Origin of the sequence: Kingella sp. SNUBH-2017, assembly GCF_028680565.1 — a bacterium.
GTDB classification, from domain to species: Bacteria; Pseudomonadota; Gammaproteobacteria; order Burkholderiales; family Neisseriaceae; genus Kingella_D; species Kingella_D pumchi.
Genome location: NZ_JAPHVK010000001.1, coordinates 463,312 through 479,509, shown reverse-complemented (window position 1 = coordinate 479,509; position 16,198 = coordinate 463,312). Strand labels below are relative to the sequence as shown.

At 58.6% G+C, this 16,198-nt stretch carries 11 protein-coding genes and 1 pseudogene; 5 read left to right on the top strand and 7 right to left on the bottom strand.

The annotated features are described in order from the left end of the window. Nucleotides 1–692: pseudogene (locus OP500_RS02305) on the top strand (zonular occludens toxin family protein); the annotation flags it as partial. Between the two features lie 577 nt (nt 693–1,269). Here the strand turns inward: OP500_RS02305 and OP500_RS02300 are convergent. Next, on the bottom strand, nt 1,270–1,725 hold the full coding sequence (locus OP500_RS02300) for an energy transducer TonB (protein WP_274070050.1): 456 nt from the start codon (nt 1,723–1,725) through the stop codon (nt 1,270–1,272). Nucleotides 1,726–1,983: 258 nt separating this feature from the next. On the opposite strand from OP500_RS02300, the gene OP500_RS02295 reads away from it, so the two are divergent. After that, the gene (locus OP500_RS02295; protein ID WP_274070049.1) at nt 1,984–2,958 is read left to right on the top strand and encodes a transposase; all 975 of its coding nucleotides are present in this window, start codon (nt 1,984–1,986) and stop codon (nt 2,956–2,958) included. A 571-nt stretch (nt 2,959–3,529) separates the two neighbouring features. Here OP500_RS02295 and OP500_RS02290 read toward each other — a convergent pair. Further along, nucleotides 3,530–4,030 (bottom strand): adenylyltransferase/cytidyltransferase family protein, encoded by a 501-nt coding sequence (locus tag OP500_RS02290; RefSeq protein WP_274070048.1) that lies wholly within the window; start codon nt 4,028–4,030, stop codon nt 3,530–3,532. Between the two features lie 145 nt (nt 4,031–4,175). Continuing rightward, nucleotides 4,176–6,032, bottom strand: a complete 1,857-nt coding sequence (hscA, locus tag OP500_RS02285; protein WP_274070047.1) for a Fe-S protein assembly chaperone HscA — start codon at nt 6,030–6,032, stop codon at nt 4,176–4,178. 707 nt (nt 6,033–6,739) lie between these two features. Between hscA and xerD the strand changes: the two genes are divergently transcribed. The 3 genes from xerD to OP500_RS02270 all read left to right on the top strand — a co-directional run bounded on the left by xerD (nt 6,740) and on the right by OP500_RS02270 (nt 11,052). Then, nucleotides 6,740–7,624: a site-specific tyrosine recombinase XerD gene (gene xerD, locus OP500_RS02280; protein ID WP_274070046.1), complete on the top strand. Its 885-nt coding sequence runs from the start codon at nt 6,740–6,742 to the stop codon at nt 7,622–7,624. 30 nt (nt 7,625–7,654) lie between these two features. Next, nucleotides 7,655–10,048, top strand: a complete 2,394-nt coding sequence (gene ligA, locus OP500_RS02275; RefSeq protein ID WP_274070045.1) for an NAD-dependent DNA ligase LigA — start codon at nt 7,655–7,657, stop codon at nt 10,046–10,048. 644 nt (nt 10,049–10,692) lie between these two features. Further along, nucleotides 10,693–11,052: a YbaN family protein gene (locus OP500_RS02270; protein ID WP_407659223.1), complete on the top strand. Its 360-nt coding sequence runs from the start codon at nt 10,693–10,695 to the stop codon at nt 11,050–11,052. 296 nt (nt 11,053–11,348) lie between these two features. Here OP500_RS02270 and OP500_RS02265 read toward each other — a convergent pair whose 3' ends face one another. From OP500_RS02265 to yihA, 4 genes are all read right to left on the bottom strand, one after another. Beyond that, entirely contained in the window at nt 11,349–12,383 is a 1,035-nt protein-coding gene (locus OP500_RS02265; RefSeq protein WP_238745989.1) for a hypothetical protein, read from the bottom strand. Between the two features lie 417 nt (nt 12,384–12,800). Beyond that, entirely contained in the window at nt 12,801–13,808 is a 1,008-nt protein-coding gene (locus OP500_RS02260) for an IS5 family transposase (protein ID WP_274070044.1), read from the bottom strand. 201 nt (nt 13,809–14,009) lie between these two features. Next, entirely contained in the window at nt 14,010–15,308 is a 1,299-nt protein-coding gene (tyrS, locus tag OP500_RS02255; RefSeq protein WP_238747982.1) for a tyrosine--tRNA ligase, read from the bottom strand. Nucleotides 15,309–15,431: 123 nt separating this feature from the next. After that, entirely contained in the window at nt 15,432–16,076 is a 645-nt protein-coding gene (yihA, locus tag OP500_RS02250) for a ribosome biogenesis GTP-binding protein YihA/YsxC (RefSeq protein WP_274070043.1), read from the bottom strand. Nucleotides 16,077–16,198: the final 122 nt, after the last annotated feature.

The following is a 16,198-nucleotide window of genomic DNA, read 5'->3' as shown; positions in this document are numbered from 1 at the left end:
CTAAAAACAGCATCTACTGGCTGAAAAAAGATGCCTTTGGTATGTATAAAAGTGCAGAAGAGCACACCAAACTCAAAGGCTCCCTAAGCTCGTGGATTTGGGTAATGCCCTTGGCAATCGGCTTTGTCGCCTATAACGCCTACAAACTCAACAACAGCTACCAGGCCAGACTGCAGCCGCAGCAGGCGCAGGAAGCCCAGTCAGAAGCCGGACAAGGGCAAACCCAAGGCCAACAGCCAAACGCCCCGCAAAACGCAACAGGCGGCGTTTACGGCCAGCAACAACAGATGCAGCAGATGCCCGCCCAAGATCCGAACCGTCCCTTAAGCGCATCAGACTACATCCCCAGCATCGACGGCCAGCCGTGGACGGCACCCATCTACAACGGCCATAACCGCAACATCCAAACCATGCCTTACCCCGCCGCCTGCGTCAAAAGCGGAAGCAAATGCACCTGCTACACTGACCAAGCTACCACGTTGGAAATCGACAAAGCCCAGTGCCTGAAATACGTCGAAGACGGCATATACAACCCCTATTTGGCCGACGAATACCAAAACCAGACACCGGCGCCGAGAGCTTACGGCCGCCAAGAAGCCGCACAGAGCAGCCCGCAGGTATCCAGCCTGGGCGGACGAGTATTGCCCAGCCTGTCCGAGGGTAACGATTCCGACTTGGATGTGATACAGTAGTAAAATGTCAAATATACAAAATGTCCAGAAGCTAGAAATCAATACAAAACATAGACAATTTGTATAATAAGAATGCCAAATAGACAACAAATGTCTAATATTTACTATCTATTAATGCTTTAGTTATAGGATATTTAAGTGGATTTTTGCATGCCAATTTAGCAATAGCACATTTAAATCGTACTGAAGTATTATTAAGCATATTATATTAGACAATATGTCAATTTGCCGGCCTGCCCCGCCAAATTTTACGGCCTGCCTGTCGGGGTCTTTGCCTTCGGTTGAGACTTCGCCAAGCCGTAGGGGAGTCAAGGGGGAAGGTTTGTAAAGATTCGGGGCGCTTTATCCCGAATCTTTATGAATACCCCCTTGACGCCCCGCAGGCGCCCTCACACTCTGCCGCAAGGGCAGGTGGTAAGGCGCGCCCCCGCGCCGTCCCCCTGCCCCCGCGGCGTCGCAAGTGAGACTGGGGGGCGCGGGGGGCTAGTCCCCCGCAAAGGGTTCCGCTTCGGAAGCGGCAGCAAAAACCGCCCAAGTTTGCAGCTTGGGCGGTTTTTTATTGGGGCTTTAGTAATGTTTAGGATGGCACAAAGTCAAAGGTGGTTCTAAAGCATTCAGAATTGCCTTTTGAATATATACCTTTCTGAGCAGCACGTAAAGCCATACTATCCAAACTATCATTGCCGCTGCTTTTGATAATTACGGCATTTTGGCCTCTGCCCTCATCGGAAACCTCAAATTCAAGGGTAACGCTGCCGCCGATTCCCGCATTCTGCGCGTCTTCAGGATAGGGCGGATTCGGCAAACCTATCTTTCTGCATTTTCTGCTCGCAGTCGCCTGTTTCGCCGGCTCCGCAGCTTTTGCGGGTACAGCACTTTCCGCCGGCAAAGAATCGGTCAATCGATCCGTATCTGACACCAGCTCCGAATTGGCCACCTGCACCGCCGCCGGCCTATCCTGCATCTGCGCCGCCATATAACCCAAAATCCCGCAGATGGCCGATAACAGCACAATAATAATGTTTTGCTTCATGGTGATTACCCCTAAAGGACAAATGAAAACGTCCATTATATTTCAGGCAGTCTGAAAACGGTGATGGCCGGCCGGCTGCTCTGCTAAAATTCCCACCGTTGCGGCCTAGCTAACCGCAGCAAAGAGCGGCCAGCCTGTAAGCAGCCGGGGCAGTACAGCCCGATTATCAGATTAGGCGGCCGCTCTCTTTCTGTTTGTGAAATTGAGTAGCATCAAAGGACGCGGCAAACCGCGAATCTGCATAGTAAGGGTAATCACATGAGAAAATCCGTCGGACTGGACATATCCAAAAAAACCATAGACGCCGCCTACATGCCGGCAGAAAAGGAAATCATCAGCGCCGTTTTTGATAACGACGAAAACGGAATCCAAGCCCTGAAACAATGGCTCGAATCACACGGCCAGGCGAACGAACTGCACATCTGCATGGAAGCCACAGGCAACTACTACGAAGCCGCCGCAGACGTCATAGGTAGAGAATACCCCGTCTATGTCGTCAATCCGCTAAAGATCAGCGCCTACGCCAAAAAACGCTTCAGCCGCACCAAAACAGACAAACAGGATGCCAAAATCATTGCCGAATACTGCTTTACCGCCCTTGATCAAGAGTTAGAGCAGCGATACATCCCAACGGCAGATCAGTACCGCCTAAAGCGCCTGATGGCACTGCACGGCCAACTCAAGCAACAAATGACCGCCCAGCAAAACCGTCTCAAAGCAGCCAAAGACAGCTTTGTACAAAGCATCCATACCGAGCAGATCAAACAGCTGCAAAAGCACATCGACGCAGTAGAGCAGGAAATAAACGACGCCGCCGGCGGCGACAGCGGCATCAAGGAAACCGCAAACAAACTGCAAAGCATCCCCGGTATCGGCGGCATCACATCCGCCAAACTCGCCTACTACCTAACCGCACTAAAATTCAAAGGCGCAAAGCAGTTTGCCGCCTTTGCCGGACTCGTGCCGCAAAAGAAACAATCCGGCACAAGTGTCAAAGGCAAAGAGCAGATGACCCGCTACGGCAACAGACAACTGCGCGGCGCCCTGTTTATGCCCGCAATGGTCGCCTACCGTAATGGCTACTTCCCAGAGCTGATAAAACGGCTAACCAAAAAGAAAAAGCCCAAGAAAGTAATAATCGGCGCCATCATGCGCAAACTGGCCACAATCGCCTACTACGTCCACACCACAGGCAAGCCATACGAGCCGCACCGCTATCGGCCGCAAAGCTAGTGGCCGCAGCAAAAGAAAACGGCAGAAAACTGCCGCCTTTTTTGCGTCTGCACAAAATGCAACAAAATATAATAAATAAAAACAATAAGATGTAATTTGTCGTGTAAAATATGCTTTACATGCAAGGTAGCATCTGAAAACCGTGTTTTGGTTTTTATGCTGCTTTTTATTGGGCGGCAAGATGTCTCCGAAGCAGCCTGAAAAACGGAATACAACGTAAGTAACCAATTCACTGTTAAAAACTACAGATACTAAAAACCACAGGTGCCGTCATTCCCGCGTAGGCGGGAATCTTGTTTACTATCCAGTAGTTTCCGATAAAGCCGAACATTACTGACGCTCAAAAAAGATTCCCGCCTGCGCGGGAATGACGTCGTTTGGGGAAACTCGGGCTGATACAAAAGCAGCCTGAAACCTGCCGACACGGTTTTAGCTTCGCAACTCCGCTACGCTACGTAGGCTGCTTTTGTTTTTTCAGGCTGCCTGTTTTGCGGCAAACCAACCGCCTGAACGGCATCATTCCCACACAGGCAGAAATCTCGGCAGAATCAGACAAAGGTTTCAGGCTGCCCTATTCTTTTGCCGAGGCGCGGATCTTTTCCAGCGTTTTGGTGGTGGAGGTCTGGTGCAGAAAGGGAATAGAGTGGACGCTGCCGCCGCGCGCCAGCGTTTGGGCGGCGCCGACGATGTTTTCAGGCTGCCAGTCGCCGCCTTTGACCAGCACGTCGGGGCAGAGCTGTTCGATCAGCGCGGCGGGGGTGTCGTCGTCGAACCAGGTAACGTAATCGACGCTCTCCAGCGCGGCGGCAACGGCGGCGCGGTTTTCCAGCGGGTTGATCGGGCGGTCGCTGCCTTTGCCCTGGCGGCGCACCGAGGCGTCGGTATTGAGGGCGAGCACCATGCAGGCGCCGAGCGCGCGCGCCTGCGCCAGATAGCTGGCGTGGCCGCGGTGGAGAATGTCGAAGCAGCCGTTGGTAAACACCAGCGGGCGCGGCAGGCTGTCGAGCTTGGCGGCCAGCTCGGCGGGAGAAAGGATTTTGCGTTCGAAATCGGGGGCGGGATAGGTGCTCATCGGGATTCCTTGCGGTGGTTTCAGCTTCGCAACGCCGCTACGCTTTTCAGGCTGCTTTGGCTTAAAGGCAGCCTGAAAATTGGCAGACGGCTGTTTGGCTCCCTCCCCCGCGCGAGCGCAGGAGAGGGAACGCAAGTCTGCGGTATCAAACCGCGTCGATGCTTTGACCGGCAAGGGCGCGTTTGATGTTGCGGTCCATGCGGCGGGCGGCGAAGCTGTCGGTGGCCTGCGCCAAATGCTGCACGGCCTGGCGGATGGCGGCGGCACCGCTGCCGTCTTTCAGGCTGCTGGCCAGGGCATCGACGGCGTCCTGCACGCTTTGGCGCTCGGTGTCGGACAACAAATCGCCGTCCATCTCCAGCGCGGCATTGACGGCGGCGATCAGCCCTTCGGCTTCGACCTGCGCTTCGGCGCGGGCGCGGGCGGCGATGTCGTCTTTGGCGTTGCTGATGCTGTCTTTGAGCATGCGGGTGATGGTTTCGTCGTCTAGGCCGTAAGACGGTTTGACTTCGATCTGCGCCTGCACGCCGGTGGTCTGCTCGCGGGCGGACACCGACAGCAGGCCGTCGGCATCGACTTGGAAGGTTACGCGGATGCGGGCGGCGCCGGCAGCCATCGGCGGGATGCCGCGCAGGGTGAATTTGGCCAGGCTGCGGCAGTCGGCCACCAGCTCGCGCTCGCCCTGCACCACATGGATGCTCATCGCGCTCTGCCCGTCTTTAAAGGTGGTGAACTCCTGCGCACGGGCGGCGGGCAGGGTGGAATTGCGCGGGATGATTTTTTCCACCAGCCCGCCGTAGGTTTCCAGCCCGAGCGACAGCGGGGTAACGTCCAGCAGCAGCCAGTCGTCTTCACGCTTGTTGCCGGCCAGCACGTCGGCCTGCACCGCCGCGCCGAGGGCGACCACTTGGTCGGGGTCGAGATTGTTCAGCGGTTCGCGGCCGAAAAATTCGGCAACGGCAGCCTGAACCTGCGGCATGCGGGTGGCGCCGCCGACCATAATCACGCCGTCCACATCCTGCTTGGCGACACCGGCGTCTTTGAGCGCCTGCTTCACCGGTGCTATGGTCTGCGCCACCAAATCGCGGGTGAGCGCTTCAAAGGTGTCGCGGCTGACGGCGGTGTCGATGCGCTGCCCGTTCAAATCGGCTTCAACGCGGCTTTCAGGCTGCCTGCTCAATTCTTCTTTGGCGCTGCGCGCCAGCGCCAGCAGGCTTTGGCGGCGGCCGGCGTCGGCGGTGTCGATGCCGTTGCTTTGAGCCAGATGGGCGGCCAAGCGGTGGTCGAAATCGTCGCCGCCCAGCGCCGAATTGCCGTTGGTGGCTTTCACTTCAAACAACCCTTTGGACAGGCGCAGCACCGATACGTCGAAGGTACCGCCGCCCAAGTCGTACACCACAAAAGTGCCTTCGGCGGCGTTGTCCAGCCCGTAGGCGATGGCGGCAGCGGTGGGTTCGTTCAGCAGGCGCAGCACGTTCAAACCCGCCAGCCGCGCCGCGTCTTTGGTGGCCTGGCGCTGGGCTTCGTCGAAATAGGCCGGCACGGTAATCACCGCGCCGGTCAGGCTGCCGCCCAGCGAAGCTTCCGCCCGCTCTTTGAGCACGCGCAGAATCTCGGCGGAAACTTCAACCGCGGTTTTCACGCCGTGGCGGGTGTCCAGCCCGATCAGGCGCTCGCTGTCGGCAAAGCGGTAGGGCAGACGGCCGGCATCAACGTCTTCAAGCTTGCGCCCGATCAGGCGCTTGGCCGAGCTGACGGTATTGGCGGCATCGCTGCCGGCCGCCGCCGCGGCATCGCGGCCGACCAGTATCTCGCCCGCTTCGCCGTAACGCACCACCGATGGCAGCGACACCTGCCCGTTTTCATCGGCCAGACAAACCGCGCTGCCGCTGCGCACAGTGGCGACCAGGCTGTTGGTGGTTCCCAAATCGATGCCTACCGCCAGCCGGTGCTGGTGCGGCGCGGCGGAAAGACCGGGTTCGGCGATTTGAAGCAGTGCCATGTGTGTGCCTTTGCTGTCTCGGAATGGAAAAGGCGCGCATTTTATCATTGCCGAGTGTTTTTGTCGGGTATGGCGCGGCAGCCTGAAAAGTCGGGCAGCCTGAAAACAGGATAGGTGGTTTTCAGGCTGCTTTTTGCTTGGGTGGTTTGGAGTGCTCGTTTGAAGCTGCCTGCAATATCTTTGGACAGAATTTCGGAAAGTTCTGCCCGATCCACCTTTGCGCTCCATCGCCGCGCGGCGACTTACTTTCTTTGCGTCGCCAAAGAAAGTAAGCAAAGAAAGGCGACCCCGGTTGCAGGCCGCGCTTGGGGCGCGGCTTCCCTCACGCCGCACGGCTTTTCCGGCGCGTACGAACTCGCCTTGCTTGGGGCAAGGCTCAAACAGGGCGCACGCTTGAATCCGGAAAAACCGCGCTCTGTTCGGCTGCGCCAGGGGTGGGGCTGCCTGTAGTAAACCTTAACGAAAAAGCAGCCTGCGCCGCGCATGCTGCTTGGTTTTCAAGCCTCCTGCCTCGTAAGCACCGTTTGGTGCACGGTGTACACCCTACGGCCGCTAAAACCGTTTGGGTTTCAGGCTGCCTTTTTAAGTTTCACCCCGAAACACCGCTACCTGTCTGAACGGTGGCAAACAGCAATGCCAACGCCCCCATGCTGTCAAACCGCCAAACTGCTTTATAATCCGCCGCTTTGCCACTTTCCCCGCACATTATGGAACACGATGCCGATGCCGCTTTGGCCGACGCTTTTCTCGAATACCTGTGGCTGCGCGAGCGGTTGGCACAAAACACGCTTGATGCCTACCGCCGTGATTTGGCCAAACTCTCCGCAGCACTGGCCGATGGCGGACAAGACCTGGCAAGTGCTGACAGCGAAGCGCTGGCGGCGGCGGTGCATGCCGGCGGCGCGGCCAGCACGCAGGCGCGGATGCTGTCGGCCGCCAAGCGTTTTTACGGCTGGCTGCACGAAACCGAGCAGCGCGGCGACAATCCCTGCGCCGTTATCAAAGCCGCCAAGCAGCCGCAGCGGCTGCCGGTGCTGGTCAGCGAAGCGCAGATCGACGCGCTGCTGGCCGCGCCCGATGTGTCCGACCCTTTCGGCCTGCGCGACAAGGCGCTGCTGGAATTGGTTTACGCCACCGGCCTGCGCGCCAGCGAAGCGGTCGGCCTGGCCTTGAACGATGTCGGGCTGGAGCGCGGCATCGTCCACACCGTCGGCAAAGGCGGCAAGCCGCGCATCGTGCCGCTGGGCGCCGAAGCCGCGCACTGGCTGGAGCGCTATCTGCGAGAAGCGCGGGGGCAGATACTCAAAGGCCGCCGCTGCGACGCGCTGTTTGTCGGCAACAAAAAAGGCGCCATCAGCCGCCAGCTCGCCTGGCAGATTGTGCGCCGCTATACCGAAGCGGTCGGCATCGAAGGGCTGTCGCCGCACGGCCTGCGCCACGCCTTTGCCACCCATATGCTCAACCACGGTGCCGATTTGCGCGTGCTGCAGCTGCTGCTGGGCCATGCCGACATCACCACCACCCAGATTTACACCCATGTGGCCGATTTGCGGCTGCAGGAAATTGTCAAACGCCACCATCCGCGCAGTTAATGCCGTTTATCCCGAAAGCAGCCTGAAACCATGAATCCCCAAACCCGCATTGCCGAACTTACCGCCCTTCTAAACCGCTACGCCCGCGAGTATTACACGCTCGATGCACCCAGCGTGCCCGATGCCGAATACGACCGCCTGTTTCGCGAACTCGAAGCGCTGGAAGCCGCGCATCCCGCTTTCAGGCTGCCGGAAAGCCCCACCGCCCGCGTCGGCGGCGCGGTACTGGACGGCTTTGAAACCGTTGTCCACGCCGTGCCGATGCTCTCGCTTTCCAACGCCTTTTCGCCGCAAAACGACGACGGCGTTTTCGACCACGCCGAAATGCTGGCCTTCGACGAGCGGATAAACAAAGACCTGGCCGCCACCACCACCGAATACGTAATCGAACCAAAATTCGACGGCCTGGCCGTCAGCCTGCTCTATCGCGACGGCGTGTTTGTGCAGGCGGCCACGCGCGGCGACGGCACGACGGGCGAAGACGTCAGCGAAAACATCAAAACCGTGCGCAATATCCCGCTGCGGCTGGCCGGGGAAAACGTGCCGCCGCTAATTGAAGTGCGCGGCGAAGTGCTGATGCTCAAAGCCGATTTCGCCGCGCTGAACAAACGGCAGGAAGCGGCGGGGCAAAAGCCGTTCGCCAACCCGCGCAACGCCGCCGCCGGCAGCCTGCGCCAGCTCGATTCGCGCATCACCGCCCAGCGCAAACTGCACTTTTTCGCCTACGGCATCGCCCGCTTTGAAGGCGCGGCCAGGCAGCCTGAAAGCCACGCGCAGGAGCTCGAATGGCTCGCGGAACTCGGTTTCAGCCTGCCCAAAGGCAACTGGCGCATCTGCCCCGATATGGCCGGCGTGCTCGCCTTTTACGAAGAAATGGCGCAGCGGCGCCCCGGCCTGCCCTACGAAATCGACGGCATGGTGGTGAAAGTAAACAGCCTGGCGCAGCAGCAGGCTTTGGGCTTTGTTTCCCGTGCCCCGCGCTGGGCGATCGCCCACAAATTCCCCGCCGAAGAAGCGCTGACCACCGTGGAAGGCATCGACGTGCAAATCGGCCGCACCGGCGCCGTTACCCCCGTCGCCCGCCTGGCGCCGGTGTTTGTCGGCGGCGTAACCGTAACCAACGCCACCCTGCACAATCAGGACGAAATCGAACGCAAAGACGTGCGCGTGGGCGACACCGTCATCGTGCGCCGCGCCGGCGATGTGATTCCCGAAGTGGTGCGCGTGCTGCCCGAGCGGCGGCCGATGGTGGAAGAAGCGGGGGACGACTTGTTTTCAGGCAGCCTGAAACCCAGATTTCCCGCTTTCAGGCTGCCTGAAAACTGCCCGGTGTGCGGCAGCAAAGTCGAGCGCGAAGAAAACGAAGCTGTTGCCCGCTGCACCGGCGGCATGCTGTGCCAAGCCCAGCGCGCGCAAGGCTTAATCCACTTTGCCGCGCGCAAAGCGATGGACATCGACGGTCTCGGCCAAAAGCAGATTGAAGCACTGGTCGAACAAAACATCGTCGGCAGCTTCGCCGACCTGTACCGCCTGACGCTGGCCGATCTGCAGAAAATGAAAGAGCAGGCCGATGGCGGCGACAGGCAGCCTGAAAACGAAAACGGCAGCCGCAAAAAAGCGCCGGTCAAATGGGCGCAGAATATTCTCGACGGTATCGCCGCCAGCAAAAACCCGCCGCTGGCGCGCCTGCTGTTTGCGCTCGGCATCCGCCACGTCGGCGAATCCACCGCCAAGCAGCTGGCGTCGTCCTTCGGCAGTCTCGACACCGTGCGCCGCGCCCCCGAGCCGGTGCTCGCCTGCCTGCCCGATATCGGCGCCGTTGTCGCCCAGTCCATCGCCCGCCATTTCCGCGACCCGCAGCAAAACCGTCTGCTCGACGATCTACTCGCCGCCGGCGTCGCCCCCCAAACCGCCGCCGCATCCCGCAGCCTGAACGCCCAAATCCCGCCAGAGCGCTGGCTCGCCCGCCTGCCCGGTCTCAAACTCAGCGAAAAACGCGCCCAAGAGCTGTGGCAGCTCGCCGGCAGCCTAGACGCCCTGCAACACGACCCCGCCCTGCCGCAAAACTGGCAGGACTGGCGCCGCCAACCCGAAAACGCCGCTCTGCTCGCCCAAACCATCGCCTTTATAAACAGCCTGCCCGCCGACCATCCAGCCGACGGCGACGGCAACAACGAAGCAGCAGGCAGACTGAAAGCCGCAATCGCCGGCAAAACCTTCGTGCTCACCGGCACCCTGCCCACGCTCAAACGCGACCAGGCCGCCGCCCTGATCGAAGACGCCGGCGGCAAAGTTTCCGGCAGCGTCTCGAAAAAAACCGACTACGTCGTCGCCGGCGAAGCCGCCGGCAGCAAGCTCGACAAAGCCGCCGCGCTGGGCATCACCGTGATTGGCGAAGCCGAACTGCTGGCCATGCTCGGCTGATAGGCGCCACACAAAGGCAGCCTGAAAATCTTGGCACTTTCCCAACCAGCGTCATTCCCGCACAGGCGGGAATCTTATTTGAAATCCCCAAAGGCTTGGAGAAGCAAACCATTGTCTGAGTTTTACCAAGATTCCCGCCTGCGCGGGAATGACGGTATTGGGTTGTAGGTCGGGCATTTATGCCCGACAAATCCCATCCGCAAAGTCGGGCATAAATGCCGACAAATGGCTGCCACCGGCAGTACATTTGCAGCGTGGTTTTTGGGACGCGAAATAAGGAAAAAAGCAACCTGAAAACAGAAAACCAGTTTTCAGGCTGCCTGTTACGCCCCCAAAGCAGCCTGAAAGGGCGGCGGCGCTTTGTGTTACACTCGCCGCCTGTTTTTCCCGCAGCCGCTGCGGCGCTGCCGCCGTTTTCAGGCTGCCCGATCGGCCTGCCGCGCCCCGTGCCGGCGGCGTTTTGTTTGAGAACAACCATGACTGCTTTTTTCTGTGCCGCCGGCCTGCCGGCCGCTGCCGCCGAGCCGGTGATGCCGGCACTCGGCAGCACTTCTTCCGCCGTAATCTGGATATCGCTGCTGCTGTTGCTGGTGATTCCGTCGACCATCGTGCTGGCGATGCCGCAAAACCGCCTGCGCCGCACGCTGATCAACTGGCTGCTGTGGTTTTTCGGCGCGGTATTTCTGCTGCTGGGCATTATCGGCGCCTTTTTGCCGATAATGCCGACCACCCCTTTCGTGCTGGTTACCGCCGCCTGTTGGGGGCGGGCGTCGCCGCGCTTTCACCGCTGGCTGCACCAGCATCGCTTTTTCGGGCCGATGGTGCAAAACTGGGAACAGCGGCGGGCGGTGCCGCGGCGGGCAAAATACCTGGCCTGGTCGATGATGACGCTCTCCTGCAGCTGGCTGTTTTTCCAGTTTCCGCAGCGCTGGTACGTCGGCGCCGGAACTTCCGCCGTCTGTCTGTGCGTCGCCCTGTGGATGGCACGCCTGCCCGATGCCTGACAGGCTTTCAGGCTGCCGCCGGCAAACGGATACGGATCAGGCAGCCTGAAAAACATCGCGGCTTAAAACCCGCCGACAACAAACGCCCCTGCCGGAAGCATTGCGGCAGGGGCGCGGCATTTTCAGGCAGCCTGAAAGCCGGGTTCGGCAATCGTAGCTTGGGTTGCACACCCAACAAACCCAAAAGCAGCCTGAAAGTTGGGTCTCGACCCAACCTACGCTTGCTATCCGTTGATGTGAAGCCGTTTTATAGTGAATTAACAAAAACCAGTACAGCGTTGGCTCGCCTTGCCGTACTATTTGTACTGTCTGCGGCTCGACGCCTTGTCCTGATTTAAATTTAATCCACTATAGGATGCAGGCTGCTTTGGAACAAACACGCGATACGCGCCGCGCAGGGTGAACAACAGCAACGCGCCGATGAACAGCAGCCCGATGGTCAAGGCAATCGGCTCGTCAATGTTGCGCCACCAACCGATGCCCGCCCATGCAAAGGCGGCGGCAAGCGGCAGATACCAGCAGCACAACACGGTGTATTTCCACCACTGCGGCGTTTCGTCCGGCACGGTTTCGCCTTCGGCCAGCGCGTTCTGCCAATCGTCGAAGCGGCGGTGGAACCACATCAGCGGCAGGGCGAACAGCGGCACGGCGATGAGCGCGTCCAGCAAGGCGGCTTTGCGTTCGCGGTTGAATCGGGCAGCTTGGTCGGCATAACGGTAGATTGGCACGCCGTCCACTTGCATTTCATACAGGCGCGAGCCGCTGTATTTCACCACGGCCGGTTTGCCTGCATGGGCGTAGGCGGATTCGCAAGCATCGTGCAGGTCGGCGGCACAGCTCAAATGCAGGGTTTCGCCGCCGTTGGGGAACGGGAGATAGTTGGTATCGCTCACATGGCGGCAGGGGCGGCCGAGTAGGAATTGGGCGAATCCGTTTTGGGATACGGCATCCTGCCGGGCATAACATTCGGTTCTTGCATTATACGGTTTGGCAGGGACGATGCCGCGTGCTTCGCGCAATTCGCCGTATGAGGCCGCCGTGCCGCCGTAAAAGGCGACAACCGCGCCCATCACGGCAATCATCAAATAAAGCCATTGCAGCGAAGAGATGCCGCTTTTGCCGGCGGGGAATCGGTCGTACAGCCGTTTTTCGCCTCGTGCCAGCGCGCGGATGCGCAGATACAGCACCAGCGCGGTGGCCAGCAGTATGCCCCATAGCACGCCGTTTACGGGCAGAAACCAGCCGATGCCGAATGCGGCAACGATGTAGAAGAACATGGCGCGGTAGAGCGCGTGCGGGGTTTGGGGGACGGGAATGGGGAGGGTTATCACGATCGATCTTTCGAGAAAAGGCTGAAGGCCGTCTGAAAGCGCAGCTTCAACGAAGTTAAAACTGAGCTTCCGAAGGAAACGGAGTTTCTGCGAAGCGAAAACGCTTCAAGCCGCCGGTCAAACATGTTTTATGACACTATAAACGGGCTATTTTAACACTTTTGTCAGCGCGTTATGCAGGATGGGATAGGGCAGTCGGGCAATCGGCTGCGTGATTGGCCGCCGCCCTGTGTCGGAATAAACAAAATAAACCGAAAGGCCGAGACCTTTGCAAAATACCTCTCTTCACCTTTTCGCTGACAGCCGGAACCCAAACACAGGTTTTCGGCTGTTTTCGCCCCAAATCACTCCTGACTTTACCCAAATATCCCCTTTTTTCTCCCCGGATACCCCATAATCAGGCATCCGGGCCACCTTTTAGGCGGCAACAGGCACACTTAGCCTGTTAGCCGCTTTCAACAGGTTCAGACACATCGCCTTCAGATGGCTTTGTGCGCTCACTTTGAATAGACCAAAATAGGCTGCCCGGGCGTAGCGGAATTTACGGTGCAGCGTCCCGAAGCTCTGTTCGACCACATAACGGGTCTTCGACAAATAGCGGTTACGTTTGGTTTGGTCTTCCGTCAGCGGACGGTTGCGGTGGGCTTTGCGCATAATGCCGTCCAACAACCGATACTCTTTCAGATGGTGCCGGTTTTCCTTACTGTCGTAGCCTTTGTCGGCATAGACGGTCGTGCCTTCGGCTATACCTTCCAGCAAAGGCGACAGGTGGTTGCACTCATGGGTATTGGCTGGGGTGATGTGCAGTTTCTCGATATAGCCTTCCTCATCGGTACGGGTATGTTGTTTGTAACCGAGTTTGTAGAGGCCGTTTTTCTTTGTCCAGCGGGCATCTTTATCTTTGCTCGGTGTGGTTTGGCCGCTGACTTGTCCTTCTTCATCGACTTCTATGGCTTGACGCTGTTTGCTGCCGGCGGTCTGAATAATGGTGGCGTCAATGACGGCGGCGGATGCTTTCTCTACTTTTAAGCCTTTTTCGGTCAGTTGGCGGTTAATCAGTTCCAGCAATTTGGACAGGGTGTCGTCTTGCGCCAGCCAGTTACGGTAGCGGCATAAGGTGCTGTAATCGGGGATGCTCAGTTCGTCAAAACGGCAAAACAGGTTGAAATCGATGCGGGTGATGAGGCTGTGTTCGAGTTCGGGATCGGAGAGGCTGTGCCATTGGCCGAGTAGGACGGCTTTGAACATGGATAGCAGGGGATAGGCGGGACGGCCGCGGTGGTCTCTAAGGTAACGGGTTCTTTGACGATTCAGGTACTGTTCGATCGGCTGCCAATCAATCACTTGATCCAACTTCAATAGTGGGAAGCGGTCGATGTGTTTGGCAATCATGGCTTGTGCGGTTTGCTGGAAGAAGGTGCTCATGGAAAATCCCCTAAATGTCTTGGTGGGAATTTAGGGGATTTTGGGGGGATTTTGCAAAGGTCTCAATTAAATCTTAGGCTCAGCCTCCATTTTGTTACTTAGGGAGAATGTTCTCCGAAATAGCCTCCATTTTGTTACTTACGCCCCTGAAAACCGAAAATCTGGCTTTCAGGCTGCCTTTTTGTTTAGCCATCGGGCTGCTTACTGCCAAACCAACAGCGCGTGGTTGCGCTTGCCGCGGCGGACGATGGTGTAGCGGCCGAAGCGTTTGTGCGCGTCGGTGAGCAGGTAGGCGTCGTCGGGTTTGTCGGCGGGTGGGTTGGGGTTGGTGGTTTCGGCGGGGCGGCCGTTGAGCAGCACGGCTTTGCTGCTGATAAAGCCGCGCGCTTCTTTGTTGGACTGCGCCAGGCCGGTTTTAACCAGCGCTTCGACGACGTTCAGGCTGCCGGATACTGCAAAGGCGGGCAGGCCGTCTTGGGCGAGTTGGGCGTAGTCCTGTTCGGTGAGCGCGTCTTCGTTGCCGGAAAACAGGCTGTCGGTAATACGGCGGGCGGCGGCGAGCGCGTCTTCGCCGTGGATCAGGCGGGTCATTTCTTCGGCAAGGATGCGCTGGGCTTCGGGCTTGCCGTCGCGGGCACGGTCGGCTGCTTCGATTGCGGCGATTTCGTCCAGCGGCAGGAAGGTGAAGTATTTGAGAAACTTGTACACGTCGGCATCGGCGGTTTTGAGCCAGAACTGGTAAAACTGGTAGGGCGAAGTTTTGGCGGCATCAAGCCACACGGCGCCGCCTTCGGTTTTGCCGAATTTGGTGCCGTCGGCTTTGGTTACCAGCGGCAGGGTCAGGGCGTAGACGCTCTGGCGGTGCAGACGGCGGGTAAGTTCGGTGCCCCAGGTGATGTTGCCCCATTGGTCGCTGCCGCCGATCTGCAGTTTGACGCCATGGCGGCGGTTGAGTTCTGCAAAGTCGTAACCCTGCAGCAGGGCGTAGGAAAACTCGGTGAAGGAAATGCCGACGTCGTCGCGCTCGATGCGCTGTTTGACCGATTCTTTGGCGAGCATGGCGTTTACGGAAAAATGCTTGCCGATGTCGCGCAGGAAATCCAGGCAGTTCATGCCGGCGAACCAGTCGGCGTTATTGGCCATAATCGCGGCGTTTTCGTCTTCAAAGCTCAAAAAGGGCTGAAGCTGGCCGCGGATTTTTTCTACCCAGCCGGCCACGGTTTCGCTGCTGTTCAGGCTGCGCTCCTGCGCTTTGAAGCTGGGGTCGCCGATCATGCCGGTGGCACCGCCGACGAGCGCAATAGGAGTGTGGCCGGCAAGCTGGAAGCGGCGCAGCGCCAGCACCGGCAGCAGATGGCCGATGTGCAGGCTGTCGGCGGTGGGGTCGAAACCGCAGTAGAGTGAGATTTTTTCGCTGTCCAACAATGCGGACAGCTCGTTGATGTCGGTGGTTTGGTTAATCAGGCCGCGTGCCTGCAAATCTTGCAATAAGGCGTTCATTTAGTGTTCTCTCCAATCGAAAGGCAGCCTGAAAAGGTTTTCAGGCTGCTTGCGGGTTTGCTGAATCGTTCGTTAATCGGGCGGGTGCGTGCCGGTATTGCCCGCCAAAAAATCGGGCGGATTTTAACCGATTTCGCCGCTCTCGGTCAGGTTTGCGGCGGCTTGGGCGGCGGCGCGGGCAAACCATTCGGCGGCGACGGCGCCCACTTCGTCCAAGCCCTGTTTTTTCAGGCTGGAAAAAAGCTGCACGCTCACTTCTTGGCGCTCGCCCAGCGGCTGTAAGGATTTTTTGACCGCCGACAAGGTTTTAATCTGCTCGTTTTTCGATAATTTATCTGCCTTGGACAGCAAAATATGCACCGGCTTGCCGGTGGCGGCGAAAAAGTCGAGCATCTGCCAGTCCTGCGGTTTGAGCGGGTGGCGGGCGTCCATAATCAGCAGCAGGCCGGCAATCTGGCGGCGGCTCTGCAGATAGCTGCCCAAGAGTTTCACCCAGTGGGCGCGCACCGGCTCGGGCACCTGCGCGTAGCCGTAACCCGGCAAGTCGGCGAGAAAACAGCCGTTGGCCAGCTCGAAAAAATTGATGTGCTGGGTGCGGCCGGGCGTTTTCGACACGAAGGCCAGCCGCACATGGTTGCACAGCGCGTTGATGGCGCTGGATTTGCCGGCGTTGCTGCGGCCGACAAAGGCGATTTCCGCCGGCGTGTCGGGCAGGCCGTTCAGGTCGTTGGCGGTGATGGAAAATTTGGCGTTGTGAAAAATGTTCATGCTGGTAAAGTTATGTGAATTTAGTATAGAATACCACGTTTGCAAATTTCTGGTTCGGCCGGATGGCTGCCATCCGGTGTCCGACATATAAATATAAAACCCCCGAAACCCTTGGTTTTGGA